Source organism: Prochlorococcus marinus str. MIT 9302, from assembly GCF_000759975.1.
In the GTDB taxonomy this organism is placed as follows: Bacteria; Cyanobacteriota; Cyanobacteriia; order PCC-6307; family Cyanobiaceae; genus Prochlorococcus_A; species Prochlorococcus_A marinus_M.
In genome coordinates this window covers 1-25,834 of record NZ_JNAM01000001.1, presented here as the reverse complement: position 1 = coordinate 25,834, position 25,834 = coordinate 1, and the positions used below count along the sequence as shown (strand labels likewise).

Below are 25,834 nucleotides of genomic sequence, written 5' to 3'. Positions count from 1 at the left end.
AATTCTCTAACTGCACTCAAGACTTTCTCTTGTTGAAACTCCTGTTGTTGGATTAATTCCATCAGCAATTTCACAAAGATTTCTTTGATCTTCGCTGTCAAGAATGGCATAAGAAAAGTCTGCTCCTTCTATTTGAGCTCCTGCAAAACTGCTGCCCGATGCGATCATATTTATTAAAACAGCATTTCTAAGGTCTGTTTTTTGGAAATTAACTCGATCAGAAAGAGTATCCGTTAGATCAATTCCATTTAAATTAGAACCTTTTAAATCAGATAGGGTTAATGTAGTTCCATGTAAATCAACATCACTAAAATCTGCGTCTCTCGCAACTGCTCCAGCTATAGAAGACAAATGAAGATCCTCTCCATGGAAATCAAACCCTGTAATATTAGATCTTACGTAACTTGGGACTTCATCTCCTTCTCCCTTAACAGCAACATTAGCCCCAGCAAAAACTGGAGAGGATAAAACTAAGAAAGAAAAAATTATAGATAAAAAATATTTTAAAAATCTAAAAAATTTCATATTAAAAAATTTAAATAATTTTATCCTATAACAATTAGATAAAATTTTAAGTTGATATATAAATTTAGAACTCCTTTTTAAGATTATTTAACACTATAAATTTTAAATCTAGGCTCTAAATTAGTTATACAATCTAGAAGTTTTTTGTTCTCTTTGCTATTCGTAACCTTAAATTCAGATTCAACTGTACCTCCTTTATCTCTAACGGCTTGATTTAAAACTATGGAACCGTTTTCGTCAGATAATGATCTATGAAAAGTTCCTCTAGGTATTCTTAAAATGTAACCGCAAGTTTCTAATCTAACTTTATAAAAAGGATAATCCCATCCAAAATTTACAAGAAAAAATGTTCTCCCCCCAGAGATAGCTAATAGATTATCTTCTTGATTGTGATGTATGTAAAATTGCCAATTGTTAAAATCTTCATCATTTGGCGGACTAACTGCAGGACCACTGTGAATAACTAGATCTCTATAATTTGATTCATTAATACTAATATCGAAGAATCTGACATCTTTTGTGTCGCGAAATTTTTCATAACTAATCAATTCAAACATTTTTGATTTGTTTGGTTTGATTACAGGAATTTCTAAACTTGAATTCAATTTTCTTTAAAGATTAAACAAATGAAAACAGATATATAGCTCTTAGAACGTATCAATTAACACTAAAAAAGAAACATATTTTTATTTATCTTTTTTCTTTATTTTTAAAGATTAAAAATTTAGTTTTTATTTGATTTCAAGAGGGCGGATTTCCCAGGATAAAGTATTTTCTAGATTATTTTTCCCTATAAAGTTTCCTGTAATTACAGAAGTTAAATTGGGTTTAGATGAAGATACCAATGTTAAATATCTTTCGTCTATTAGTCCTTTCCCGCTTGGATCAAAACCTCTCCAACCTGCTCCTGGAATATATAACTCAGCCCAAGCATGTAAATCTAACTCAGAAGGCAACGGGTCTTCAAAATTATAACCACTTACAAACCTACTAGGGATACCAATAGACCTACAAGCTTCAACCATTAGCATTGCTAAATCTCTGCATGATCCTATACGTTCTCTAAGTGTTCTGCTGGCTGGCCATGCTGGACCTGTATGTCTTTTGGTATATTTAACCCGATCTTGAATGATCTCTATTAGTTGGTATGTAAATGATAATGCGTTATTAATGCTTCCTGCTAAAGCTTCTTGTGCAAGTTCTACGGCAGAGGGTTCATGTTGACCATTTGGCATCCACCCTTCTAATGCGCCCTGTAAATCTCTATTAATAATACTTCTGCAAAAAGGTAACGTTAAATCTCTATTTTTAACCCCATCAATAATGTTTGGATGTTTAATAGTCTCAACTTCACTAGTTGATTCAATAATTAAGTTATCCGTTACCCCATTGAATCTAATTCTATTAATCTCTTCGCCACTGGCAGCCAGTAATGGATAAATAATTTCTGGTTCTGGGGTTATTTTTAATTCAAAATTCTTCAGCTTTTGGAATCCATTTGACCTTGGCTTTATACACAATCTATGCTCGCCTAATTGAACAGGTTCTTTATATTTATATTCAAGTTTGTGAAGGTATTTAATTCTCATTAATAAATTAATTAATTAATAAAATATTTTTCTTGAATGAGATCATTTAATTTATTTAAATCAATTTGCAATGAATCGATTGCCTCATGCAAACCATCATTGATTATATCTTCAATTCTGATATAACTCCACTTTGCTTTAAGCAAACCTCTCATACACTCTAATGCTGTAGGGTTTTCAGGAGGAGGGGAGGAATCTATCATTTTAAGAGTATTGCTTATCCCATCTAAACAGTATCTTACTGATCTAGGGAAAATAGGATCCAGTAAAAGGAATCTTGCTACTGAATTAGGCTTTATAGAATTTTGCTCTGCTTTTCTAAACATTTGATAAGCTCCAGCTGAGCGTAATAGAGCAATCCATTGCAACTCATCAAGAACTCCTCCAAGTTTATCCAGGCTGGGTAGAAGTAAATAATATTTAACATCTAAAATTCTAGAAGTTTTGTCAGCTCTTTCAATTAATCTTCCAAGTATACTAAATCTCCATGCAAGGTCTTTGCTTAGAGTTGCATCTGTAATTCCATAAAAAAGTTGACATTCTCTTCTTATTTCACTTAATTGTTCTTGTCTTGGCTTATTCCATATTGCTTCTCCTTCTTGCATATTCCAATATAAAATATTTATTTGTTCCCACATTTCTGTGGTCAGAACATCTCTGATTTGTCTTGCATTTTCTCTTGCCAACTGAATACAAGAAATTATGCTGTTTGGATTTAAACGATCTCTTATTAAAAAATTAATAACGTCATCAGGTTTTTTTTCTGGGAATCTTTTATCAAAAGATTCTCTGTCACTTGAAGCGTCAATTAATGGGAGCCAAGGTTCTGCGCTTCCTGGTGGACAATCTAATGACATTGCTTCACTTACTTCCACGAAACGAGATATGTTTTCTGCACGTTCTAAATAACGATTGATCCAATAAAGAGATTCTGCTACACGACTTAAAAGCATATTATTTCCCTACTACCCAAGTATCTTTGCATCCGCCACCTTGAGAAGAGTTAACGACTAATGATCCCTTTTTTAATGCTACCCTTGTAAGCCCTCCAGGGCTAACCCATGAATCTTTTCCTCTCAATATATAGGGTCTTAAATCAACATGACATGGATATAGTTCTCCATCACATATCGATGGCACAGTAGATAATTCTAATGTTGGTTGAGCTATGAAATTTCTAGGATTTGTTTTAATTTTATTAGCGAATTCTTCTATTTCATTGCTTGTTGAGTGAGGTCCAATTAACATTCCATATCCTCCAGCTTCAGAAACAGACTTAACAACAAGTTTTGGCAAATTTTCTAGAACATATTCCCGATCTTTTTGGTAATGACAAATATATGTTTCTACATTTTTTATAATAATTTCTTCATCAAGATAATATTTAATCATTTTTGGAACAAAAGAATAAATCATTTTGTCATCTGCTATTCCAGTTCCAGGTGCATTTGCTAAGGCAACATGACCAGCCCTGAAAACATCAAGTAATCCTCTGACACCAAGGCAGGAATCTTTTCTAAAATTAAGAGGATCTAAGAAGTCATCATCAATTCTTCTGTAAATAACATCTACTCTTTTTAATCCAGAGGTAGTTTTTAAATATACATAATCATCATTACAAACTAAGTCATGACCCTGAACAAGTTGAATGCCCATTTCTTGAGCTAAATAACTATGTTCAAAATACGCACTGTTAAAAATTCCTGGGGTTAGTAGAACTATCTTGGGAGTGTCTGTCCAAACAGCAAGTTCTTGAAGAGTTTTGAGAAGATATGATGGATATTCATCAATTGGTTTTACTATTCTTCCAGAGAAAAGATTAGGGAAAATATTTTTCATAACTAATCTATTTTCTAAAAAATAAGCAACACCAGAAGGACACCTTAAATTATCTTCTAAAACATGCCAATCTCCCTTTCTGTCCCTTATTAAATCAAGTCCTGAAATCTGACACCATTTATTTAATGGAGGCTTGAAACCTAACATCTGAGGTCTCCAACCATCTGAACTTTCTATTAATTCTCTTGGAATTATTCCATCATTAATTATATTCTGAGAATTATAAATATCATCTAGGAATAAATCAATTGCCTCAAGCCTTTGTTTTAGACCTTTTTCTAATGTTACCCAATCATCTTTACTAATTATTCTTGGAAGTGGATCAAAAGGCAATATTCTCTCAGTACCTTTTAAACCAGTATCGTTTAATCTAAAAGTTGCACCATGTCTTAGTAATAATTTTTTTGCTGCAGAATGATTTCTGTTTAATTCTTCAAGACCCATATTATCTAAAGAGGACAGAAGTGGAATTAATATTTCTCTAGCAGAGTTAACATTATCCTTAAAGTATTCATCAAAACTATTTTTAGGACGATAACTTGAAAACATATATTTCATCGTTTTATAACTTTTACTTTAGCTTCGAATCTTAATTCGTATTTATAGATACAAAAAAAAATATCTCTTAACTTGATCTATTTCATTATTTTGATCATTGAAGTATATTTCTTAAAAATCTAAAAGTATGAGTTCTGGTAATTGGCAATTTGTTTTTTTTAGATATTTTGCAAGCTTTCTTTTTATTCTCTCTCATAGTTTGCTGGTCCTTGATCATTTACCCGTTGGAGCGGCACTTCATGGACTTGGGGAGGTTTTTATTGCTCCTTGGGCTTTTAGGGAAAGAGCTTGGGATCTTGTGGTTATTGCAGTTTTATTTTTCTTCTTCGATATCTGGGGTCTTATAAACACTCCTTGGAATTAACAGGTATTATTTATTTATTAATTCTGGGGAAATGATATTAAAAATGAAGTCTTATTTTTATCAGATTTATAAAATAATTTTTCTTTTATTACTTACGAATATTTCCAATTTATATGCACATAATTTATTTAATGGTGGTTGCAAAGAACATTGTGGGCAAAAAGTTAAAGTAATAAGTAAGAAAAACAAATTAAAAAATATTGATGATCAAATAAATATTGAGAGTAAAAATTCTTGTTTAAATAAATCACTATGTAGAGGTTGACCTCTGGTAAATTTTTTAATTGTTTTATGAAATTTTATCTTTGATGATTGTCAAATAATTCTTAATCGCTTGATAATTTTTATTAGGAGGATTTATTTGATTTTTAATTAAAAAAATAAAAGTATATATCAACGGTAGGAGTAATGATGAAGCAGCAACTAAAGCGATTATCTGGTTTAACCTAATATATGGTTTTTTTACGAGATCCTCTCCGCATAATCCACAAATCAAATTACCTTTTGAAGATTGTTTTTGAAATTGATATTTAGGATTGCAATATGGGCAATAATATCGAACCATTTTTAAATTTAATTGTTTTAATCATTATCTATAAAACTAGAAGAAAGTCATCTTATTAAAAAAAGAGGGCTAATTTAAGCCCTCTTTTATCTCTTACTTATATTTCTTACTGAAGTTATTAACGCACCTAAATCATGGATCCTTGTTACTAACTTCTTTTAAGCTAATGCTCACCAAAATTAACTAATTGTCTTTAACTGGGGCAAAAACTCTAGAATTAAGCTTGTTTCTTAAAGGGCACCTATACGATGCAGAAGAAGGAAGCCTAGACATTAATAAAAAATAATTGGAGCAGTTAATTAAATTAGTTCGGTTTATTCCGAAATTTCAGGCAGGCTATCGATCATTTTGAAAGACCTCCTAGAACTCAACAATATAAAATTAGGGAAATATTTCGCTAAAGACAATCCGTTTTTATACGCATTGCTTTTTAATTAAAAATGTCCGAAAGTAGTAATCAATCGCGTTAATTTTTTTGAGATATTTTTAGTAAGTTTTGCTTATTTCTTTTGATATTTAATTCGATTATCTTAATTTTAAATAATTGAGGAACTCTTTCTATGAATCATTCGAAAGAATTTAGGAAAACTGATCAATCTAATCCTATAGACGAATATTTTCAATGTCTCTCATATTGCGATATTCACCCAAAAGGTATAGATAATGACTGTGAAGTCATTTGTATGGAAAGACATTTAAAAGCTAACTATTGGTAATTTTATAAATTTCTAATTTACTTAAAGCCCTTAGAAAAAAGGTTTGTACGAACTTTAAATTTCCATACATTTACAACACCTTTTGCATTAACTGCTGCAAGTGCACAATCATCAGGTCTCCAGGATATTGCCCCTACTAAATCTCCAGCGAATGCAGCCCCAACAGGGTCTCCATTACCGTCTTTTTTTAGAAAACTTGCGACAACAGAACCATCTCTAGATCCTGAGGCTACAAGCATACCTTTATTTGAAAAGGCTAGGCTCGAAATGGGTTCTGTATGGTGACATAGTTCTCCTGGCATAGTCCCCTCTGGACCATTTCCTATAAAGCTCCATACTGTAATTCTTTCACTACCACTAGTTGCTAGTAATTTCCCACTGTCATCAAAAGAAAGGTGACTAGGTTTCCCAGGATACCCAGTCATTTCAGCATCCATTCCTGTTGATCTTCTCCAAAAATGAACTGAATTGTCTTGACTACCGCAGGCAACTATATCTCCATCAGGACTTAATTCCATAGATACCAATGATCCTTGCCATTCGAGTTTTTGATTCGTTTTATTATTAACTATGTCAAAGAATGTCACTCTTCCATAGCAGGCAGTTGCTAGCTCATTTTTATTTGACCATGTTATTGCACTTACTGTGCTTGAATGGTCTTCTGAGATCCATTTCTCTTCACCAATTTGATTAAAAACATATACTTTTTTTGAGGAAGCTATCGCTAGAAATAAACCGTCATTAGACCACTTGAGGTGTTCTACCCAACCTTTGCCAATATCAAGTGTTTTAATAACTTTACCCTCATGGCAATTACAAATTTGAACATTTCCATCCTGACCTGATGTTGCAAAAATTTCACCCTCTGGATGAATTGCCATTGCTAGTAGACCTCCAGAGTGAGTATTTTCTTTTTCCCAAATAATTTTTCCAGTATCTCCTTCGAATGCAAAAATACCACCTACCACGTCGCCAACAATAAATTGTTTTCCTTTAAGAGCCCAGCCACATGCTATGGCATAATCGCTAACTTCAGCTGTCCATCCCTCGTGGAACATGCCTCTTGGGCTAAATGGTTCTATATCAGGCATTTATCAAAGCCTTCTTGCATTTCTTTCTCATTTAGATTTCTACCGATAAAAACAAGTTGATTTCTACGAGGTTCGTTACCCCATTCTTTATCAGGTTGTGCAGTGAATAACATGTGTACTCCCTGGAAAACTATTCGCCTTGGGTTACCTGAGTAACTTATGAAACCTTTAGTTCTGAATATATCCACTCCTTTTTCTGAGAGAAGTCTTCCCATCCAAGTATTTAGTTTTTCTGGGTCAACATCTCCAAAACGCTCTATTGCAATTGAGCCTACTTCATCATCATGTTCATGCTCTGCTTGCCAGAACCTTTCAGTATTAAATGAAATCTCTTTATTTTCGTCACTTTTAATGACTTTCATATTGAATTCTTCAGCAGTGTGCTGTGTAAATAAACCTATTTTTGTTGGCTTTTCTATGTTCAGGATGAAGGATTTAGTTCCTTGTTCCTCCAATTTGAGATTTATATGTTCTCCATATGGGATAGTATTTCCAGGATCTAAACTATTAGCTTTTTCTGCATAAAGTCTAACGGAGGATTCAGCACCATCTTTAAGTTCCTCCTCACTCTCGCCTTGGTTAGAAAGAGCTACTAGGGACATTTCTGGATCTGGTCCTTCTTCTATCATTAATTCATATTTACCTGCATCAAGATCGTAAACACCTGTCCATTCAAAAGGATATTCTGGTTCAAGAAATGTTGGTCTGCGTTTAAGGATCTGATCGAGATCAAATGCACTTAGATTTAAGACTGTTTCAATTGGTACTTTGGCATTCTCGGCTCGAATAATTCGAGTCATTCGATTCATATCTCTCAATCTCGATTCAAGAGTATCTAGTGCATCATCAGAGACTAAATCAGTTTTATTAAGGACCAGAACATCTGCAAATGCCACTTGTTCTGAACTTTCATCACTCCTTCCTAGTTGCTGATCAATATGAGCAGCATCAACTAAAGTCACAATTCCATCTAGAGTAAATTCAGAACTAATCTCTTCATCCATGAAAAAAGTCTGAGCGACTGGGCCTGGATCTGCTAATCCTGTCGTTTCTACTAAAACATAGTCAAACTTATCTCTTCTCTTCATAAGGTTGCCAAGGACTCTTATTAAATCACCGCGAACAGTACAACAAATGCAGCCGTTTGACATCTCAAAAACTTCTTCATCTGCATTTATTACGAGTCCTTGATCTATACCAACTTCACCGTATTCATTTTCGATAACGGCTATTCGTTTACCATGCTCTTCACTTAGTATTCTATTAAGCAAAGTAGTCTTCCCTGATCCTAAGAATCCAGTAAGTATGGTGACAGGTACCTTTTCCTTAATACTCATTTCTCTCTGTTTTTAAAATGTAATGCTAACTATCAATATAATAATCAAAAAATCAAAATGAAAACCGTTTTTATCTATAAAATTTTATTGATTAAGTGATCCCCAGTTACTTGCTAAATCAAAACCTGTTGTCTCATCACATGAGCCACCAAGTTCATTGACGATAGTGCATGTGTTATGAACTGCCACAGTGATAGTGTTTCCTTTCATCATTAGTCCATCTACAAAAATTTGATTAGAAGAAAGTGGGATAGAACTTTGCTTGCTTAAATTATTGACTAATTTTGAAGCAGGTTCTTGCTCCTTAAATATGACTTTGACATTTTCTTCCTTTAACTCATTTAAAACTTTTGATATGTTCTGAGGCCTTAGGCTAGATGAATGACCCAAGAAATCTAATAAACTTATCGTTTTAAAACCAAATGCATCGCTATAGTAATCCATAGCTTTATGCTTTGAGACAATTACACGATTTGAAGAAGGGATAGTAGATACTTGTTTAACAATCCATTTATCAAGATCTTCTAGTGTTTTATCAACAGTTTTGAATCTTTTAGAGATAGCTTTACGTAGTTTTCTTTCAGGCACATCTTTTATAAGACTTTTTGATACGACTTCACTCATCTTGATGATGTTATGAGGATCATGCCAGACATGTGGATCTACGCCTCCGTGATCATGATGGTCGTGGTCATCATGGTCATCATGGTCATCATGGTCGTTATGTTTCTTTGCTGAGTGTCCATGGTCATCGTGGTCATCATGGTCGTTATGTTTCTTTGCTGAGTGTCCATGGTCATCGTGATCATCATGGTCATCATGGTCACTATGATCGTCAATATCAATTGCGCTTACACCTAAAACAACAGTGCTATTTTTCTTCACCCAATTCCTCATTGCGGGTGTCATTTCTGTCCCTAAAGTAAAAACTTTATCTGCCTTTTTTAATAATCTTGCCTGTTTAGGCGAAATTTTTAAATCATGAACATCTTGTTTTCTGTCTACTAGACACGTAACTTCATCCGAAGGGAGTGCTATAGATTTAACGATATCGCAGGTTAGAGGCTCAACTGCTACATAGTTTTTACTTTCAGCAAAGGCAACGTTTGTATTTATTGAGAATAATGCCGTACTAGCGATGAGTGAATTTCGGATAGATACTTTTTTATGAGATATATAGTTTGAAAAAATTCTCTTAAAAATTGACATATAAAAATGATAGATATTTTAAAATGATAATCATTTTCATATTTATATGCAAGTTTAGGTATAAAATGTTCTTAAAGTAAATTATTTACCATAATTAAAATATTATGGGGTTGTAAGTTCACGCATTAATGTCACTACTCGTAGCAGAAAATTTATCTTATTCGTATGCGAAAAATGTAAGCCCGGCTATAAGTAAAGTTTCCGTGACAGTTGAACCAGGTACATTGACTGCTCTAGTCGGACCAAACGGAGCTGGCAAATCTACTCTTTTAAGATTATTGCAGGGACAATGTATTCCTGATAATGGCCAAATAACAATTGACGGGGAGAAGTTAATTAGACAAAGATCTCAGGTGGCACTCATGCCACAAAGAAGCTCAATGAATTGGAAATTTCCAATAACTGTAGAAAAACTAGTTTCATTAGGACAAATAAATTACTCAAAATCAAAAAGAAGTAGTCCTTTTCAAATAAAAGCTCTTCTTGCCAACCCTAATGCATGGATTAATAAATGCTGTGAATTGGAGGCCACAATGCAAAGAGTCGGCATTGCAAATATTGCTAACAGAAGGCTTGATTCTTTATCCGGTGGACAACAACAAAGAGCTTTATTAGCCAAAACATTAATGTCTCCAGCTAAAATTTACCTTCTTGATGAACCTTGTGCAGCTTTAGATCCACCTGCAAAGGAGGATTTTCTAAAAATTGTTCGTCAACTTGCTGATGCTGGTCTTTCTTTATTGGTAAGCAGTCATGATTGGGGTACCTCGTTAAATAGTTATGATCAAGTTATTGTTTTGGATAAAGCTGTATTGGCCTCTGGAAGCCCTGATTCTATAAAAGATAAATTAGAGGATATAAATATCAGCTCAATTGAGGATAATAATTGTTGTGATTAAAAAAATATTTAGTTTTAACTTTGTGCTTGATAGCAGTTCTGGCAAAGTCCGAAATATTCGAGGGTATGAAACAACAATTGGAATTTCTTTGGATTTGTTTTGGGTGTATGAATATCTTTTACCGGACATCCTTCCATTTTTGATGTCTCACCACATTGAACACAGGTCAAATGATGAATGTCTCTATCTACGGGAGTGTAAAGAACCTCTCCAGTTGGGAGATGTCTTGAACGTATTAAACCATGCTTTATAAGAACTTGAAGATTCCTGTAAACAGTTGTCAGTCCCATAGCTTTTTCGCTTTCAATCAATTGTCTATGCAACTCTTGACCGCTCAGTTCATCATCACATTTATTAAGTTCTTCAAGAAGTTGCTCTTGTCTTTTGGTAATGTCAGGCTTAGTTACCATTGTTTCCGAAATCTTTTTTTGTCCCGTATTTTTGATCATACCGAATCTTTAGATTAATGTCTTTTATTAATAGCAGTTGGTGGCTTATTCCTTTAATAATAACTATTTTTTCAGGAATTCTATGTCCAGCAATGGGAACTGTATTAATAACACATAGGAGATTACTTCAAGTAAATTTAATTTCTCACTGCGTTTTGCCAGGACTAGCTTTAGCCTTAGCGCTTAAAATTCACCCCTCAATTGGTGGGGTGATCAGTGGTCTTTTAGGTTCTGTAATTGCGGAAAGTTTAACTAATAAAAAGAGTGAAAACTATGAAGCAATAATGAACACAATATTAGCGGGAATGCTTGGGTTTGGAGTCCTGATTATTCCTCTACTAGAAATAAGGATTGATTTGGAGGCAGTTTTATTTGGAGATTTATTGACAGCAAATTTTGGAGATTTACTTAGAACAATAATTGCTTTTTTAGTATTTATACTCTTAATGACTTTTGGATATGAAAAGGTTGTTTATGTTGGATTAGATCCAGAAGGTGCATCCGCAAGTGGTATAAACGTTTCTTTATTAAATCTTGCTTTGAGTTTTACGACGGCATTAGTAATTGTTAGTTCAATGTCAGCGGTGGGAGTAATTCTTGTAATTGCTCTTCTTTCTACCCCAACTTTGTTAGGGCTAAATAAGGCTCATAGTTTAAGAATTGCAATGATGAGGTCTTCATTTTTTGGATTATGCATTTCACTTCTGGGCTTTATTCTCTCTATAGTCTTTAATCTGTCGCCTGGGCCTGCAATTAGTGTTATTTGTGTAGCATCTCTTTTGATTCCTAAACTGCGCAAATAATTAAATCTTAAATGTCCAATCAGATTTCAATGCCTGAGCTTCTGGATTGTTTTTTAAAGCTACTTGCATAGCTTCTTTTTTATTATTAGCTATGACAACCTCATCAAATTCCTTTCCGTTTTTTATGAGACTTACCTTGAAACGCATTAAATTTTTTCAATTATTCAAACCATAACCCTTAGGCAATTAGATTTAAATACTTTTAAAAGTTAATTGATGAAATAGAAACTTTAGTTTTTTTGAAGCTTTTCTACTACTGATTCTTTCTCAATCTTAGCTACATCCTGCAGTCCATTAGCGTCAAACCAAGGAGCGTTTTCCCAATTAAATCCTTCCCCAAAGGTATTATCGGGAGCAGCTACGTACCAGTGACATGAGGAATCGGGAACATCTACCGCACATTTTGACCAGTCAGCTTCCCATTGAGGAACTTGCACCCACATTACAGAAGCTAATAAAAAAGAAAAAATAAAATTCATAATCCTCATCAGTTAACAAAATTTTGAAAGATTTTTATCACACTCTTTCTTTCTTTTCTTCCAGTAATTCTCAAGTATTTGATATTTATGATTACTTATAAATTGATTTAAAGGAATACTATTTTTATTAATAACTGAAGTATTTTTGATTTTCATTTCTCAATCTATATATTTAAGACATATTTAAGACAGTTTATCGATTTTTTGAAGTGAATTTATACTTAATTTTGTCTTACTTATTTATGGGTAAGTATTTTTCGGGATTATTCTCAATATAAGTAAGCGAATATTTGACAACTCCTACTATTATTGAGAAAAGAGCAATTACTGAGATTATAAAGATGGTTTTTGTATAAATGCTTTTCATGAATTTTTTATGTTTCTGATTATTTTTTCATTAACCCCAAATTTTACTGAAGGATTTAAATAATTAGTAATTTATACTGTAGCCTTTTAGATTACTTAAGGAGTAGATTAAATATATCAGAAACTCCTCACACACTTTTTTCTGATAAATTTAAAAGTACTCGAATGAAATTGTTCGGGTACTTTTTGTATTTTTTAGCAGTGTGACAGTTAAGATAGAGGTCTAATAGGTATTACATTTTTCAAATTTAGGTGTGATATTAGATTTGTGTGTAGGAGGAATTGATTTAATTTAGTGGAAACAAGGAAACACTAAATATAAATCAGTTTTTTAAAAGATCTCTCTTTGAGGGATCTTTTTTTTTGATTTATTAGAAATATATAAAATACTTTGTAATACCTGGACATAAAGAATTAAATGTTTTCTTCTACAATAAATAGAACCAACATTACAAATTAGAGATTTAATTCGTTAGATTAAGCCTTATTAAATTCTTATGTTAATGAAAATAATTTTTCTATCAATTTTAATTTGTTCAAGCTTTTTATTCCCTTCTTCATCATTTGCCTCACATTTAGAATTAAAACCCTGTATCGAAGTAGCTCATTGTGTACGAGAAGAATGGGAAGTTAACAATATTGAAGAACCTTTTGAAGAGATTAAAACATTAATCGAGAATACTCCAAGAACAGAGATAGTAGAAATTGATGGAGATTATCTTCATGCGGAGGTAACCAGTAAATGGATGAAGTATATAGACGACTTAGAAGTATCCTTTTTATCTAAATCTAACATCTTATCAATAAGATCAGAATCAAGAGTTGGAGAAAGTGACTTAGGAGTAAATCAAAAAAGAGTTGATTTATTAAAATCCAAAATCTTTTAGGATAAAGTTTTGAGAATTAAAAATTATTTTTATTTTTTTTTGTATAACTTTTCAATTTTACAAAAAATATCTCAGCTAAAAAAGTGATAATTGTGATCACACCTTTCTAAGGACTAATTTGTTAGTTTTTCTTTAAAATGATGATTATAAATCTTATATATTTATTGTTATTTGGTTTCGTTTTTTATTGGTTTTATAAAAACATTAAAAAAAATGGACCTATATGGATAGTCAAAGGTCTTTTTCAAATTGGAATATTAGTATTATTTATTGGAGGTTTTTTCAAACTATTTTTCACCTTACCCCCTAATTTATATATAAAAATAATTTTTCTTATTACTTATATTTGGTGTACTATTGGAATTAATGTTAATTTCATGATCCCTTTTATTGGTTTGATTGATCAGAATATAGTTAAAAAATAAAATTAATATAAGACTTTTTTCTATGTATAAAAATTAAGCTAATTGTTTGATATTAAACAATAAAAATAAGAAATTTTTATTGTTTATTAGAAAGTCTTTTTCTTGTATATCTAGTCTTTAAGGCTAAATCAGTAATTATATAGATTCCAAAAACTAGAATGATTATTCCTAAAAAGTATTTCATTAGTTTTTAAGTAGTTATTATTTTGTAATTTATTTATGATGCCAACTAATTTTAATATCTATTTCTTCAGATAAATTTCTTGTGACTGGACAATCTTCGGAAGCTTTTTTCAAAAAATTAATATTTCCAATAGGGGTGTTATCTGGGATGAAAATATCTATTATTAGTTCTTTTATCTTTCTCTCGCTATTTTGTGTCATTAATTTTTCAATATTTAAATAAATACCATCCAAATCAAACCCTTTAGATTTAGCTTTAATTGCCATAATGGTTAGAAGACAAGTACCTAGAGATGTTGCTAATAAATCTGTTGGAGAGAAACTTTCACCATTACCATAGTGATCTAAAGGTGCATCCGTTCTAATAAGACTTCCTGACTGTATATGAATAGCCTCACAATTTAAATTTCCTAAATAAGAACATTTGACTTTAGTCATTTTAAAAACAGTAAATTAGGAAAATATCATTAGTAACAAAAAATCATGGAGAATACCAAGCTAATTGATCAAAAATAATTGCATTATTCTGCATATTAGTGGAGTATTAAAGAAATTCATCATTCAAATTTAGAAATCAGTTTTTATATCCATATTCTTCTAAACAATATTCAACTAATTCAATTGATTTATTAAGAGTTCTTTTATTTTTATTTTCTAGATCAAAGCATTCACTTAAAACACGAGTATATTCATTTAAGATCGATTCTTCTTTATTTTTTAAATCTTTAGCTTGATTTATATAAATTAATTTTTTTATTCCGATAAAGGATAATATGATTATCGATATTGCAGAAATTGCTATTTTGACTTTATTCATAAAATTGTTTTTTAAAAATATTTTAATTTATTTAGTATCTAAAATATTCAAAGAATTTAAATAGCAGGGAGAACTAAGTAACTATATAAGTAGCTGCTGTTATTCCAATAGCAGTAATTGAAATAAAGATTTATACATAAATATTTTATTTATTGAATTTTCATTAAATAAAGTATCTCTAAATCCTGTCTTGAGTCCGATATTTTTCTTTTTAAGAAGATTAATTCTTCTTGGCTCATTTTTGATTCTTTTATCATTAATTCTGCTTGTTCAATAGCATGTTCTATATTTCTAATTTTAATTTCTCTTATTGAGGGATCATCTTTACATGCTTTTTTAGTATTCGCATCAAGCATATCTAATAGAAAATTAAGCTTACTATAAACTAAGTTAAAATTAGAGAATGCTACTAAAGCAAAGTTAATTAAAATAAATTATTATCTTTATAAGAACTTTAACCTTAGCTAACCCTCTCTTCAATTGATCGAGTGGGTTTTTTTTATGGTGTAATATACACCTAGCATTTACTACTAATTTGGAAGATTCAAATCTTAATCCTGAGGAAAATAATTCAATCGAATCGTCCTCCAATCTTAATGAAGATAATAAAGATCTTTATGAGGGGAATAAAAAAGAAGAGAATATTAAGGCCTTTACAGAATTCCTAGAGAAAGCAAGTAATCAAGATTCTTCTAAAGAAAAAATTAATCTTGATTCAACGCAACAAAAACTAAACAAAGCTAAATCACTTTTTGAAAGAGTTCTTAATAAGGGATTTGATGGCATTTCAACTAATCCAAACCACAAAATGTTGGCATTATTAATAATCCTTTTAATTAATTTGTCTGCATTTCTTTTGATTGGCAATATTGGTAAAGCTTTTTTAAGAAATGCAGGAATTATGGATTAGAAATTATTTCTTTCTTTTTGGATATTCATCTTTACAATATTGATTCTTCTATTGAAACTGTGATATTTTCGACTCAAATTAATATTTAAATAAAATTTGGATAATAAAGAGCCTGAAAATCCAGTAGTTTATCTTTCTAATTTAGTTAAGAAGTTAGATGTTAATAACAGAAATGGATTGGTAGCCTTAGCAATAATAAACCTTTTAGTAATTCTTTTATTTAAATTTTATTTGAAAGGTACTGGATTATTATCTTGAATTTCCTTACTTGTAGTATTATTCAGCATTCTCAAATTGTTTTGCTAATCTAAATGCCTTCTTAATTATTAGAAAGCCACCATATGCTCCAGCAAGTAAAGGTAATACTATTAAAGGATTAGGAGAATATTCTGAATAATTTTTTACTCCATCAACATATTCATATCCTGAGCATTTAAAAAAGCATAAGCTAAAAAATGTGAGACTCCAACCTATGATTGATAAAAAACCACCTTTTTTATCTCCTTCATAGAATCGGTCTAAACCTAAGCCCCATCCCACTATTAAAAAAATTCCTCTAACAAGTGAGCTTTTTTCTTGATTCCTAAGCATAATAAAAAATTGTTCATTACGAACATAACCTATTCGTATTTGACACTCGACATGTATTTATTAATAAATCTTTAAAATAATTTTTTTAATAGATTTCTTCTGAAAATTACTAAGAATATTGAATATTAGTCAAACTTCAATTAATTATTAGATAATGTATTTTGACTCAATAAAGAAATTGAAGGCCTTATATAAATAAAAATAGCCCCATACATATCCTGCATAATTCTCATATCTTTATCTAAAAATATAATTGAGACTTGGCAATTTGGTGATTCTTTATTCCAAGGCAATTTATTCCATACCTCTTTAACTGGATACCATCTATCCATCAGTAATTCACTAAATAATGGAATCTTATTAAGTCCATCAACTTTGGAAACTTTAGTCTTTTGTACGTTCATATCAAGTAAATTATTTTTTAAAACTAAATCACTTGATAGGGTTATTACTCTTCCACCAAAAGTAGGTAAAAGTTTGAACCAACCTAAGATAGGAACTGTTGTGAGCCCAAATATCGTAGTGTCAAAAGTAGATATAAATTCTTTTTTATTAAAATCAATCTTTTGACCAATTTTCCCAATAGTAGATATTCCAAAGGATCCTACTTGTAATTGATGAAGTTTAAAAAAAAGATTACTTTTGAATTCATTATTTAATGCCTTTTCAATAGCAAGGAAGAAAGGAGAACTTCTGAATAATTCAACGTTAGAAAAAATCAATTCCCAATCTCCAGATAATAATTTTTCTGATATTTCGAAACTTAAACTTTTAAGAGTTTCAACCAAATCTCCCATTTCATTTGCTTTTTCCTCATACATAGGAGCAACTAATTTATTTAGTCGTTGGCCCCTATCCGTCAAAGCAGCTATTTTATATATATTTGCTTTTATCTCTTCAATTTCTCTCATAACTCATATATAAGGAATATTGATTAATCTTAGGAATTTAATTTGAAGTTGATGACAATTTTAATAATGCTGGTAATAATATCAATTAATATTCTCCCCACCTTTTACCAATATCAAAACCCCATGAAGAGGTTAATCTAATTACTTCATCATGATTCTTGCATTTTGAAAGGGAAAACTTTTTACTCGGATTATTTTTAATAAGCTCAGCAATTTGATTTAGTTGGTCTATTTTTTTTAGAAAATTACATAGATCTTTATCTGACATTTATCTAGGAACTAAATTTTTGATCATAAGTGAATATGTAGTAAAGAATCCACGCAACACCAATAATCAGAATTGCAATCATTATATTTACTGACCAAACAACTTCCATCATTTTTTGTTTTTATTTAAATATATCCAAAATATATACTAAATTAATGGTTAATAATTTAAATCTCGTATAATACATTACTATTTCTAAATGTATAAAATAGTTTTAATCACTTTTAAAAATTATGGGAGAAGCTAAGAGAAGGGAAGATTTAGGTTTGCCACCTAGAGAAAAGAAAAAAGGGGAAAAAATATCGAAAAATCAACTAAATAAAATTTTGAATAAATTTCCTTATTTACCGATTATTTTAGGTTTTTCATTATTAGCAATATTAATTATCGACTTAGTGAACTACTACAAATAGTTATAAAAAGTGGTAATTTTTGTAGATTAAAAGGGTTTATTGAGTAGTAAAAAAGAAGTTATTAAATAAGATATTAAATCAAAGAAAAAAGTTTAGTTTAAATAGGTAAAGGTACTAAATCTCTATTTTGATATCTTTTATACAAAAAATATTTTTAGTAACTTTATAATTTAAATTAGTTATCAATAAAAATGAACCACAGGGAAATCTCAAAAAAATATAGTGATTTACTTAATAAGGCTGAATTTGCAACTGGTCGAAAGGAAGTAGTAGGACTGCTAAAAAAAGCAGCCAAATTGAAATCTCAGATCGAAATCAATTAATAGAACTTGAGATTAGTATAATTCTAAATGTAAAAAGATTTTTTAAATAACTTTTTACATGAGATAATTTCGATAAATTATTTTTCTCATGAATAAAAAAGGTTATACAACAGAAAGTGGTGGTAGACAGAATGGATTTTCAATAGAGCCAGAAATCATACCTATATCTGAAGGCGAATCAAAAAAGTCCCTATTTTTATTTATTGGAATATTATTACCTGTCTTAATAGGTGGTTTTTATTACTTAAGGACTCTTAATTTATTCTGACTTTTATAAACCATTTTTAGAAATATATTTTTCTGAACTAACAATATCTTGAATTAAGCTTTCTGATGATGAATTAAATCCATTTTGCTCTAAAAATGACTTAACCTTTTCAAATTTTTGCTGAATTTTTTTTGTATATGGTGTTTTCATCAAATAATCATCTTTTTCTGTTGAATAGTTCATTTGACTAAAAAATTATTTTTATAATCAAATTTTGCAAAATATCTAATTGATAATGAAGTGATAAATATTACATAAATAATTTAATAGTAATAAATACTTATAAGAGGTTTGTTTAAGATTTCTATAGCTTGAATTTTTTTAAAGAGTACTTATGGTAACAAGTTCCATTAAATTTCTAGTCTGTAAATATTTTTGAAAAACTTCTGAATAAAAAGCTTTTTTAGCAGCAAATTTTGATTCAAATTCTATTACCAGCCCTAGCTGTCCTCCATCCCATTCATTTGAGGTTGATTCTTGTATTAAATCTCTTTTTACTATCACTCCTCCAACAGATTTAATCCATGGCAACACCGTTCTTATATATTCCAGAAATAAATCAGCATTTGGAATTGAAATTTTCTTTAGCCAATAGCTCTTTGTCATCAAATCAACATATTCTGGGTAGAATATAGCATACTAAGGTAAGTATTTATTCTTATCTTTTTATTCAACAGTTATTAGATGAAATTAGAAGATGAATTTTTAAATTTACTTCTATTGTCCAAAATATGGAAGGAAAAATATAAATTCTATGAATTAGGTAAGTAATGAACAAAAAGGGTGGTTAGAAATAACTTTTTTAAGTAATAGAATTAGAATTTACAGAGGTGATAAAGGCAAATTATTTCTCTTAAGAAAAATAAATAAACCAACTTTATTAAAAAATTTTAAGGAATTTATTAAAAGCTTTTAAACATTTAAGTCAATTCTTTATCCAAATAGACTTTAAAACGAAATAAATTGGAAAATATTTAAATGAGTCTTTTGGTATTTCATAACTTAAGAAATTTAGTGATTCTTTTAAAAAGTTTCTAATATCAAAGCCAAAAAGAATCTTTTCTACAACAAACCAAAATTCTTTATCAAATATTCTTAAGTTTAAGTAAATATATTTCCAATGAAAGGTATTCCAATATTGGGTTAAAAATGAAGATAAAATAAGCCAAAATGATATAAATAGAAAACTTTTAAGAAATTTAGAGAATTTTTTCATATATAAGCTGCCGTATAATAATTTTCAATATCCCATTAATTATTATTAGGATCAAATTTAATTTCCATAGAATATATCCAAAAAGATATAAAAATATTGAGGAAAAATTGAATATTTTGATAATATACGCAGTTATTCGTCTTTCTGTAGATTCTGAGCTTTTAGATTTTTATTTTTAAGAAAAAATCCTAAAAAGAGAAAAGCAAAATATATTAGTAAACTAATTCCAATAGTTAAAAGAAGCTTTGTGATATCCATAAAATAATTTTTTTCAAATATAACCTAAATCATTCTTTGAGAATTTTTATCTAAGGTAATGATTTATTTATCACGATAACAATCAGAAATTATTAATCTAATAATATTACTATAATCGGATGCAAGTAGTTTTTGCCTGGAGCCTTTCTCTTTCAGTGGGTGTAGTTTTATTATCTATTATTCCATTAACTATAGGAAGGATTAAAGCAGGATATTCTATTAAAAACATGTCAGCTCCAAGGGCTTTCTTTGACGAACTACCCTCTTTTGGGAAAAGAGCAGTTTGGTGTCATCAAAATTGTTGGGAAAGTATTTGCTTACATGCACCTGCATGCCTTCTTTGTTTGATTACCCTAACTGATTCAAATATTGCAATTATTGCAGCATGGAGTCATCCTATTTTACGTTTTTTATATATTGGTGCATATATATTTAATATCCCAACCGCTAGAGGTCTAATTTGGGCTACAGGGATTTTTGCAACACTAGTACTCTACAAAGAGGGTTTAACCCAGTTAATATAAACTATTTAAAAAATAAACTTTTCTAAATTTTTCAGTTGAAATTCATTAATTAGTTTTACGTTATTTGAGTTTGCTAGTTCTTGGGCAGACTTTGTAAAGCCTGATTTTGAAACTAATATTGCATGAGTACCTTTCCAAAATAATTTACCTGCTGAAATTTCCTGAACGGCCTTATTCCCAATAGCTTTTTCATGATCTTTGCATTGAATACATATTCTCAAATCATTAATTGATGCAATTAAGTCAACCCCTTGATCTCCAGTATTAGGAGTTTCTTTTACCTCCCAGCCATGTTGTTTGAGAATTTCTTTACAATGATTTTCAAATTTAATGCCTTTTTTGTAGTTTTCTTTAATTGTTTTTGAGTAATTGTTTTCTATTAGTTTTAGGCATGATTTCTCTATTTGACTTGCTATGAATAAAAACCAATCTTCAGTTTCTAGCTTTCTAATTGTTCCTTGTATCTCATCTTCAATATTGGGATTTTCAGAACAATAAGATATCCACTTTTCGAAAAATAATTCTGTACTTCCAAATTTTTTTAATATTACTTTTTCCCAAAAGTATGGAATCCCTTCTCTAAATCGTTTTGAGCCATTTAATATATTTTTCTCAATAGCTTTTTCATCAAGAGGTGGATTGCCAATCCATTTTTTATAATCCTCGTTACCGTAGGCATCAATATCTCTTAATCTTATCCTTTCCTCCAACAAGTTGTATTTATTTTCTTCAATTAAATTATTAATTACCTGAATAAAGAAATTTGAATTTAAGGCATTATTTAATTTAAGCCTTTTCTTTTTAATTTGATAATCCCTAATAATTACAAAAATTGAAAAACTGATAAAAATTAATAAGATAATAAAAATATTTTTCATTAAGGATTTTTATTTTCGGTCTAAAAAGTTTTAGTTTTTCTTATAACAAAATTATTTTTTGTTATTACCTCAGATTCTTGTACTTCAAAACCATTAATTGCTGATATTTCTCCTTTAATACCTTCTAATGTTAATTGCTCAATAATGCCTTTGATTACTTCATCCTCGACTAATTTTCTATCAATCCTTTCAGGTGTAATATCTGTAAGCCATTTTGATGTCTTTTTTTTTACAACCTCTGTCGAGTTAGTTATTTTTAAGTAAATAGCCATTTTAAAAATCATTCAATTGAATTATAAGCAATAAATTTCCCTAACTTTTATTATTGTCATTACTTTCCCATTCAAGAAATTGAAAAACAAAAATTGCAAAGATGGAAAAAAAAATTATAAACAGTGCTAGCCAACCTATGAATTTGTTCTCTGTAAAAAGATTTGTAAGCATTGATTTTTCTTGATATCTTGATTCCATTTCATATTGGTATGAGTCAATAACTTGAAATATATTCATAATTAAAAATTAAATAAATGATTCCATTAAAAGATAATAATTTCAACCGTTTAATCTAATAAAGGCTTCAGATAAGAAATCTGGTCTTTTTCTTATTATAGAAAAATTAAGTTTATTTATAAGCACTAAATTGACTTCAGCAATAGTTAAGGTTTGATTTTTCTTATTAAGAAATTTTGAAATTACATTTATCTTTGGACTTTTTCGAATATTAAATTCGCTCTCAATTGTTATTTTTTCACCAAGAAATAAAGGCAATTTATAATTTATTGAAGTATTGATTAAGGGTAAATCCAATCCTTTTTTTGTTAGTTCAAAATAGCTTACCCCTACTTTTAAAAGTGCATTTATTCGGCTTTCTTCAAGCCAATTAAAATATGTACCGTGCCACATTACTCCGGCATGGTCTGCATGTTGAGGTAAAACAATTTTTTCTATTTTCCAAACTGGCTTTGAATTCATATTTTAATTAAAAAAATATATTTTATTTAAAAAGAAAAAGGTTTATTTTGATATTTTAGGTTATTATTCTTAATTAAAATAAGAATCATAAAATTATATTTATAAATTTATGTTTAATAAAAATAATAGTCGTAGAAAAATGAAGAAGATTTTTCAATGGGAAGAATATTTAAATTGGAGAAAAATGTCAAAAGACCAAAAGTTAAATTTCAAGAGGGCATGCTTATTCCCATTTCTCGTTTATATGATTTATGTTTTTCTTAATCAGTACTCAATTGCTATTCTTTTATTACTAGGTCTTTATTTTCTAATTAGATTTAAAAATAGAAATAAGTTAAAAAGATGAATATTTTTAAAATTGATTTATATAGATTTGTTTTAAAATAATTATTTTTTTAAAATAACTTTATTTTCATAAGAAAATAGTATTAAATACATTATTTATATGAAAAGAATTATTTTATTTTTATGTATATTAGTTTTTTCAATATTTTCTAGTACGAGTAATTCATTAGCAGAAGAAATTGAAAATAATAACAATGATATTATTTCTAATGAAATTGAGGAAATTAAACCGGATAATGAAAATACTATTATTTCTAAGTCCTCATCAGAAGATATATTTGGTGATGAACAAACATTTCCATTCGTAGCAGGTTTTGGTAAGAATGCAGCTCATTGATTTCAAAGTTCTTGATATAGATATTTTTCCTTACTAATGAAAGGTCTAAGGGTATTAGAACTTTCTGAGGCGCTTAATGTTGATAGTTCTGATTTATTAGCGGTTTGTGCAATTCTAAAATTTAAAGCTACTTCTAGATTAAGTATGCTTACATTTGAAGAATGTAAAAAGATTACTGATTATTATGAAAATAATAATTAGATTTTTTCTTAAATAAATAATATTTTTTTATTTAATCTCTTTAATCATTGATACCAAAGTTGAATGAATTTCTTTCTCAGATATTTCATTTTTAAAATTAATAATTGCTGATTGGCCATCGTAATTGATTTTTATATAATTATTACTAATTTCTGCCATATGAGCATTCTCAAAGCTTGATATCTTCCCATAATGAATAAGATATTTGTGCACTGAATCAAGATGATCATTGTTCATATGATCACAAATTCTTTTACTTGTTTCTTTACTAATTATTTTCATTTGGACAGAAAATTTATTTTAAGTTAATGGATTTTTCTCATTATTAAAAGAATTAATCATTTTTGTTATTAATTTTTTAACTTCATTTTTATCAACAGCTCTAACCAAGTTGTTTCTTAAATTTGAAGCGCCTTTAAAATCTTTGCATGTCCATGAAATATGTTTCCTAGCTATTAACAAGCCGTGATCACCTTTTTCTTTTATTAATTCATCAAGATGATCAATTATTAAATATAGTTTTTGTTCAACATTTGGTTCTTTAAAATTTTTAATGTTTCTGATTGCATAATCTATTTCGCCTACTTTCCATGGTGATCCTAAAATTCCTCTTCCAATCATTACACCATCAGCATTTGTTTTTTTTAAACAATTAAGAGCATCTTCTGGATTTTTGATATCTCCATTAGCAATTACTGGTATTTCCAATAATTTTTTAAGTCTCCCGATCATTTCCCAATCTGACTTACCAGAAAAACCCTGTTTTCTAGTTCTTCCATGTATTGTAATCATTGTTGCTCCAGCTTCTTGAAGCTTAAATAAAAAATCTTCTATATTTTCTTCTTTACTATCCCATCCGAGTCGTGTTTTTACTGTAACTGGAACTTTAACAGCTTTTACGACTTTTTTTACTAATTCTACAGCTAGTTTACGGTCTTTAATTAAAGCACTGCCGCCCCCTTTCTTTGCGATTTTTTTTACTGGACATCCCATATTTATATCAATTAAAAAAGCTCCAAAGTCCTCAGCTTGTTTTGCAGCTTCGGAAACAGCATAAGGTCTATTATCAAATATTTGAACTCCGACTGGACCTTCTTCTAAACCTATTTGATTGATTTTTTGAGTCCCAAATCCTTTTTTAAGACTCGTGGCATTTATCATTTCTGTAAAAAGTAAGGAGTTAGGTGCCCATTTACGAACAAGTCGCCTAAAAATGTTATCTGTAACTCCTGCTAGGGGCGAGAGCATTACTTTACTTTTAATGATTCTGGTAACACCTTTTCCTTTTAGCTTTATATTTGAAGACATATAATTTTAAATTTATTTATTTTTAATTTATTATAAATTCTAATTGAAAGTTGAACTTACCTTTATTATTTTATTTCTTTATATTTATAAAAGGTCCTTTTACATAAATACGCCTAATTCTTTACATTTTTTGCTAGTTTATATTGAATTAAAGTTCTAAAATAAAGGAGATTATTACTTGATTATTTTAATATCTCTTATTCTTCCAATAATCTTTTTTATTGCCCCAATAAATGTCAAAGCGTTCCAAAATAATTTAGATTTGTCAACTGCTCAGACATCAGTAGGTAAAAGATTTGCTAAAGTTTTTTGTGATGCTAAAAGAGAAGGATTAGATTCTGAATTCGCTAGTGAATATGCTTTAAATAATACATATTTAAAATTTGTAGCTTTCCCAGACGACGATGAATATTTAGACAATTTGTGGGAATTTACTCAAAACAATATATTAGATAACTGTGGAGAATATGTAGATATAAATGATTTCAATGAATTAGAAATGTTTTTTAAAGAAGAGGGCTTAATTGCATCAAATAGGGATCTTTATTTACCAACTTTTGAGAATAATTAGATTTAATATTAAGCATGTACTAAAATAAAAATAGAATGTGAAAATTTATGAAACTATTAGGTTTAAATTCACCTGAAATATTCATAATTCTGGTTGTTTTGTTATCAATTTTAGGTCCAAAAAGAATTGAAAAAGGTCTCTTATTATTAAAAAAAATATTAAAGTTCCTTTTAAGTAAAGAAGAAAATAAAACTTTAGAAAATTCAAAATTAAAATCAGAGGAACCCAAAAAAAGTGAAGTTAAAAAGGAAACAATAGAGGCAGAGGTAAAATCAGAGGAACCCAAAAAAAGTGAAGTTAAAAAGGAAACAATAGAGGCAGAGGTAAAATCAGAGGAACCCAAAAAAAGTGAAGTTAAAAAGGAAACAATAGAGGCAGAGGTAAAATCAGAGGAACCCAAAAAAAGTGAAGTTAAAGAATAGATTAAATACAATAGAAG

At 29.4% G+C, this 25,834-nt stretch carries 40 protein-coding genes and 1 pseudogene; 16 read left to right on the top strand and 25 right to left on the bottom strand.

Going from position 1 to position 25,834, the window contains the following annotated elements:
• Positions 1-6 precede the first annotated feature (6 nt).
• The 5 genes from EU96_RS08705 to EU96_RS08725 all read right to left on the bottom strand — a co-directional run bounded on the left by EU96_RS08705 (position 7) and on the right by EU96_RS08725 (position 4,511).
• Positions 7-525, bottom strand: a complete 519-nt coding sequence (locus EU96_RS08705) for a pentapeptide repeat-containing protein (protein WP_032525679.1) — start codon at positions 523-525, stop codon at positions 7-9.
• 83 nt (positions 526-608) lie between these two features.
• Positions 609-1,082, bottom strand: a complete 474-nt coding sequence (locus tag EU96_RS08710) for a hypothetical protein (protein WP_032525710.1) — start codon at positions 1,080-1,082, stop codon at positions 609-611.
• 174 nt (positions 1,083-1,256) lie between these two features.
• Entirely contained in the window at positions 1,257-2,114 is an 858-nt protein-coding gene (locus EU96_RS08715) for a transglutaminase family protein (protein WP_032525678.1), read from the bottom strand.
• An 11-nt stretch (positions 2,115-2,125) separates the two neighbouring features.
• Entirely contained in the window at positions 2,126-3,067 is a 942-nt protein-coding gene (locus EU96_RS08720; RefSeq protein ID WP_032525677.1) for an alpha-E domain-containing protein, read from the bottom strand.
• A 1-nt stretch (position 3,068) separates the two neighbouring features.
• On the bottom strand, positions 3,069-4,511 hold the full coding sequence (locus EU96_RS08725) for a circularly permuted type 2 ATP-grasp protein (RefSeq protein WP_032525676.1): 1,443 nt from the start codon (positions 4,509-4,511) through the stop codon (positions 3,069-3,071).
• A gap of 127 nt (positions 4,512-4,638) precedes the next feature.
• Here EU96_RS08725 and EU96_RS08730 point away from each other — a divergent pair, with 127 nt between their 5' ends.
• From EU96_RS08730 to EU96_RS10100, 3 genes are all read left to right on the top strand, one after another.
• Complete coding sequence (locus EU96_RS08730) at positions 4,639-4,875, top strand: hypothetical protein (protein ID WP_032525675.1); 237 nt, start codon at positions 4,639-4,641, stop codon at positions 4,873-4,875.
• A 31-nt stretch (positions 4,876-4,906) separates the two neighbouring features.
• On the top strand, positions 4,907-5,140 hold the full coding sequence (locus EU96_RS08735) for a hypothetical protein (protein ID WP_032525674.1): 234 nt from the start codon (positions 4,907-4,909) through the stop codon (positions 5,138-5,140).
• Positions 5,141-6,000: 860 nt separating this feature from the next.
• Positions 6,001-6,156: a hypothetical protein gene (locus tag EU96_RS10100; protein ID WP_193741285.1), complete on the top strand. Its 156-nt coding sequence runs from the start codon at positions 6,001-6,003 to the stop codon at positions 6,154-6,156.
• Positions 6,157-6,173: 17 nt separating this feature from the next.
• On the opposite strand, the gene EU96_RS08745 is transcribed toward EU96_RS10100, so the two are convergent.
• The 3 genes from EU96_RS08745 to EU96_RS08755 form a co-directional block, all read right to left on the bottom strand.
• Positions 6,174-7,247 (bottom strand): WD40 repeat domain-containing protein, encoded by a 1,074-nt coding sequence (locus EU96_RS08745; protein ID WP_032525672.1) that lies wholly within the window; start codon positions 7,245-7,247, stop codon positions 6,174-6,176.
• Entirely contained in the window at positions 7,235-8,584 is a 1,350-nt protein-coding gene (locus EU96_RS08750) for a CobW family GTP-binding protein (RefSeq protein ID WP_032525671.1), read from the bottom strand. Before EU96_RS08750 ends, EU96_RS08745 begins: the two co-directional genes overlap by 13 nt.
• 84 nt (positions 8,585-8,668) lie before the next feature.
• Positions 8,669-9,793 (bottom strand): metal ABC transporter substrate-binding protein, encoded by a 1,125-nt coding sequence (locus EU96_RS08755; RefSeq protein ID WP_032525670.1) that lies wholly within the window; start codon positions 9,791-9,793, stop codon positions 8,669-8,671.
• Positions 9,794-9,921: 128 nt separating this feature from the next.
• Here EU96_RS08755 and EU96_RS08760 point away from each other — a divergent pair, with 128 nt between their 5' ends.
• A complete protein-coding gene (locus EU96_RS08760) occupies positions 9,922-10,692 on the top strand; it encodes an ABC transporter ATP-binding protein (protein ID WP_032525669.1) in 771 nt (256 codons plus the stop codon).
• A 14-nt stretch (positions 10,693-10,706) separates the two neighbouring features.
• On the opposite strand, the gene EU96_RS08765 is transcribed toward EU96_RS08760, so the two are convergent.
• Positions 10,707-11,141 carry a Fur family transcriptional regulator gene (locus tag EU96_RS08765; protein WP_032525668.1) on the bottom strand — a complete coding sequence of 145 codons (435 nt, stop codon included), beginning with the start codon at positions 11,139-11,141 and terminating at the stop codon, positions 10,707-10,709.
• A gap of 17 nt (positions 11,142-11,158) precedes the next feature.
• On the opposite strand from EU96_RS08765, the gene EU96_RS08770 reads away from it, so the two are divergent.
• Positions 11,159-11,944 carry a metal ABC transporter permease gene (locus EU96_RS08770; protein WP_032525667.1) on the top strand — a complete coding sequence of 262 codons (786 nt, stop codon included), beginning with the start codon at positions 11,159-11,161 and terminating at the stop codon, positions 11,942-11,944.
• Here EU96_RS08770 and EU96_RS10095 read toward each other — a convergent pair whose 3' ends face one another.
• Both EU96_RS10095 and EU96_RS08775 read right to left on the bottom strand, forming a co-directional pair.
• Entirely contained in the window at positions 11,945-12,091 is a 147-nt protein-coding gene (locus EU96_RS10095) for a hypothetical protein (protein ID WP_193741284.1), read from the bottom strand. It abuts the gene before it with no gap.
• Between the two features lie 83 nt (positions 12,092-12,174).
• Positions 12,175-12,423, bottom strand: a complete 249-nt coding sequence (locus EU96_RS08775) for a hypothetical protein (RefSeq protein ID WP_032525666.1) — start codon at positions 12,421-12,423, stop codon at positions 12,175-12,177.
• Positions 12,424-13,292: 869 nt separating this feature from the next.
• Here EU96_RS08775 and EU96_RS08780 point away from each other — a divergent pair.
• Positions 13,293-13,676, top strand: coding sequence for a DUF1499 domain-containing protein (locus EU96_RS08780; RefSeq protein ID WP_032525709.1), 384 nt, complete (start codon positions 13,293-13,295; stop codon positions 13,674-13,676).
• A 638-nt stretch (positions 13,677-14,314) separates the two neighbouring features.
• Here EU96_RS08780 and EU96_RS0108900 read toward each other — a convergent pair.
• From EU96_RS0108900 to EU96_RS08795, 3 genes are all read right to left on the bottom strand, one after another.
• Positions 14,315-14,722: an OsmC family protein gene (locus EU96_RS0108900; protein ID WP_032525665.1), complete on the bottom strand. Its 408-nt coding sequence runs from the start codon at positions 14,720-14,722 to the stop codon at positions 14,315-14,317.
• 136 nt (positions 14,723-14,858) lie between these two features.
• The gene (locus EU96_RS08790; protein ID WP_032525664.1) at positions 14,859-15,101 is read right to left on the bottom strand and encodes a hypothetical protein; all 243 of its coding nucleotides are present in this window, start codon (positions 15,099-15,101) and stop codon (positions 14,859-14,861) included.
• Positions 15,102-15,250: 149 nt separating this feature from the next.
• Entirely contained in the window at positions 15,251-15,457 is a 207-nt protein-coding gene (locus tag EU96_RS08795) for a hypothetical protein (protein ID WP_025891758.1), read from the bottom strand.
• A gap of 179 nt (positions 15,458-15,636) precedes the next feature.
• On the opposite strand from EU96_RS08795, the gene EU96_RS08800 reads away from it, so the two are divergent.
• Positions 15,637-16,011 (top strand): hypothetical protein, encoded by a 375-nt coding sequence (locus tag EU96_RS08800; RefSeq protein WP_032525663.1) that lies wholly within the window; start codon positions 15,637-15,639, stop codon positions 16,009-16,011.
• A 96-nt stretch (positions 16,012-16,107) separates the two neighbouring features.
• The gene (locus EU96_RS10090) at positions 16,108-16,269 is read left to right on the top strand and encodes a hypothetical protein (RefSeq protein WP_193741283.1); all 162 of its coding nucleotides are present in this window, start codon (positions 16,108-16,110) and stop codon (positions 16,267-16,269) included.
• Positions 16,270-16,287: 18 nt separating this feature from the next.
• On the opposite strand, the gene EU96_RS08805 is transcribed toward EU96_RS10090, so the two are convergent.
• The 3 genes from EU96_RS08805 to EU96_RS08815 all read right to left on the bottom strand — a co-directional run bounded on the left by EU96_RS08805 (position 16,288) and on the right by EU96_RS08815 (position 17,781).
• Positions 16,288-16,602 carry a hypothetical protein gene (locus tag EU96_RS08805; protein WP_032525662.1) on the bottom strand — a complete coding sequence of 105 codons (315 nt, stop codon included), beginning with the start codon at positions 16,600-16,602 and terminating at the stop codon, positions 16,288-16,290.
• 140 nt (positions 16,603-16,742) lie between these two features.
• Positions 16,743-17,513, bottom strand: coding sequence for a pilus assembly protein (locus tag EU96_RS08810; protein WP_032525661.1), 771 nt, complete (start codon positions 17,511-17,513; stop codon positions 16,743-16,745).
• Positions 17,514-17,598: 85 nt separating this feature from the next.
• The gene (locus tag EU96_RS08815; RefSeq protein ID WP_032525660.1) at positions 17,599-17,781 is read right to left on the bottom strand and encodes a Nif11 family protein; all 183 of its coding nucleotides are present in this window, start codon (positions 17,779-17,781) and stop codon (positions 17,599-17,601) included.
• A gap of 233 nt (positions 17,782-18,014) precedes the next feature.
• Between EU96_RS08815 and EU96_RS08820 the strand changes: the two genes are divergently transcribed.
• Together EU96_RS08820 and EU96_RS08825 are read left to right on the top strand one after the other, a co-directional pair.
• Positions 18,015-18,194, top strand: a complete 180-nt coding sequence (locus EU96_RS08820) for a hypothetical protein (protein ID WP_032525659.1) — start codon at positions 18,015-18,017, stop codon at positions 18,192-18,194.
• Positions 18,195-18,605: 411 nt separating this feature from the next.
• Positions 18,606-18,785, top strand: coding sequence for a hypothetical protein (locus EU96_RS08825; RefSeq protein ID WP_032525658.1), 180 nt, complete (start codon positions 18,606-18,608; stop codon positions 18,783-18,785).
• A gap of 3 nt (positions 18,786-18,788) precedes the next feature.
• Here EU96_RS08825 and EU96_RS08830 read toward each other — a convergent pair whose 3' ends face one another.
• Complete coding sequence (locus tag EU96_RS08830) at positions 18,789-18,968, bottom strand: hypothetical protein (RefSeq protein WP_032525657.1); 180 nt, start codon at positions 18,966-18,968, stop codon at positions 18,789-18,791.
• Positions 18,969-19,106: 138 nt separating this feature from the next.
• A complete protein-coding gene (locus tag EU96_RS08835) occupies positions 19,107-19,391 on the bottom strand; it encodes a DUF1330 domain-containing protein (RefSeq protein ID WP_032525655.1) in 285 nt (94 codons plus the stop codon).
• A 172-nt stretch (positions 19,392-19,563) separates the two neighbouring features.
• Here EU96_RS08835 and EU96_RS10605 point away from each other — a divergent pair.
• Positions 19,564-19,701, top strand: a pseudogene (locus EU96_RS10605) (PAP/fibrillin family protein); the annotation flags it as partial.
• Between the two features lie 677 nt (positions 19,702-20,378).
• Positions 20,379-20,783, top strand: a complete 405-nt coding sequence (locus EU96_RS08845; RefSeq protein WP_032525652.1) for an MAPEG family protein — start codon at positions 20,379-20,381, stop codon at positions 20,781-20,783.
• Positions 20,784-20,788: 5 nt separating this feature from the next.
• Here EU96_RS08845 and EU96_RS08850 read toward each other — a convergent pair whose 3' ends face one another.
• From EU96_RS08850 to EU96_RS08860, 4 genes are read right to left on the bottom strand one after another with little or no spacing between them, the layout of a single operon-like run.
• The gene (locus EU96_RS08850) at positions 20,789-21,661 is read right to left on the bottom strand and encodes a restriction endonuclease (RefSeq protein WP_032525651.1); all 873 of its coding nucleotides are present in this window, start codon (positions 21,659-21,661) and stop codon (positions 20,789-20,791) included.
• Positions 21,662-21,681: 20 nt separating this feature from the next.
• Positions 21,682-21,933, bottom strand: a complete 252-nt coding sequence (locus EU96_RS08855) for a hypothetical protein (protein WP_032525650.1) — start codon at positions 21,931-21,933, stop codon at positions 21,682-21,684.
• A 40-nt stretch (positions 21,934-21,973) separates the two neighbouring features.
• Positions 21,974-22,171 (bottom strand): hypothetical protein, encoded by a 198-nt coding sequence (locus EU96_RS10690; RefSeq protein WP_032525649.1) that lies wholly within the window; start codon positions 22,169-22,171, stop codon positions 21,974-21,976.
• 42 nt (positions 22,172-22,213) lie between these two features.
• Positions 22,214-22,633 (bottom strand): acyl-CoA thioesterase, encoded by a 420-nt coding sequence (locus EU96_RS08860; RefSeq protein ID WP_032525648.1) that lies wholly within the window; start codon positions 22,631-22,633, stop codon positions 22,214-22,216.
• 445 nt (positions 22,634-23,078) lie between these two features.
• Between EU96_RS08860 and EU96_RS08870 the strand changes: the two genes are divergently transcribed.
• The gene (locus tag EU96_RS08870; protein ID WP_032525646.1) at positions 23,079-23,315 is read left to right on the top strand and encodes a hypothetical protein; all 237 of its coding nucleotides are present in this window, start codon (positions 23,079-23,081) and stop codon (positions 23,313-23,315) included.
• 36 nt (positions 23,316-23,351) lie between these two features.
• Complete coding sequence (locus tag EU96_RS10085) at positions 23,352-23,516, top strand: translation initiation factor IF-2 N-terminal domain-containing protein (RefSeq protein ID WP_193741282.1); 165 nt, start codon at positions 23,352-23,354, stop codon at positions 23,514-23,516.
• 27 nt (positions 23,517-23,543) lie between these two features.
• Here the strand turns inward: EU96_RS10085 and EU96_RS08875 are convergent, their stop codons facing one another.
• Complete coding sequence (locus tag EU96_RS08875; RefSeq protein ID WP_032525645.1) at positions 23,544-23,798, bottom strand: DUF2470 domain-containing protein; 255 nt, start codon at positions 23,796-23,798, stop codon at positions 23,544-23,546.
• 18 nt (positions 23,799-23,816) lie between these two features.
• Positions 23,817-24,824, bottom strand: a complete 1,008-nt coding sequence (gene dusB, locus EU96_RS08880) for a tRNA dihydrouridine synthase DusB (RefSeq protein ID WP_032525644.1) — start codon at positions 24,822-24,824, stop codon at positions 23,817-23,819.
• Between the two features lie 178 nt (positions 24,825-25,002).
• On the opposite strand from dusB, the gene EU96_RS08885 reads away from it, so the two are divergent.
• A complete protein-coding gene (locus EU96_RS08885) occupies positions 25,003-25,395 on the top strand; it encodes a hypothetical protein (protein WP_032525643.1) in 393 nt (130 codons plus the stop codon).
• A 47-nt stretch (positions 25,396-25,442) separates the two neighbouring features.
• A complete protein-coding gene (locus tag EU96_RS08890; RefSeq protein WP_032525642.1) occupies positions 25,443-25,817 on the top strand; it encodes a hypothetical protein in 375 nt (124 codons plus the stop codon).
• Positions 25,818-25,834 lie beyond the last annotated feature (17 nt).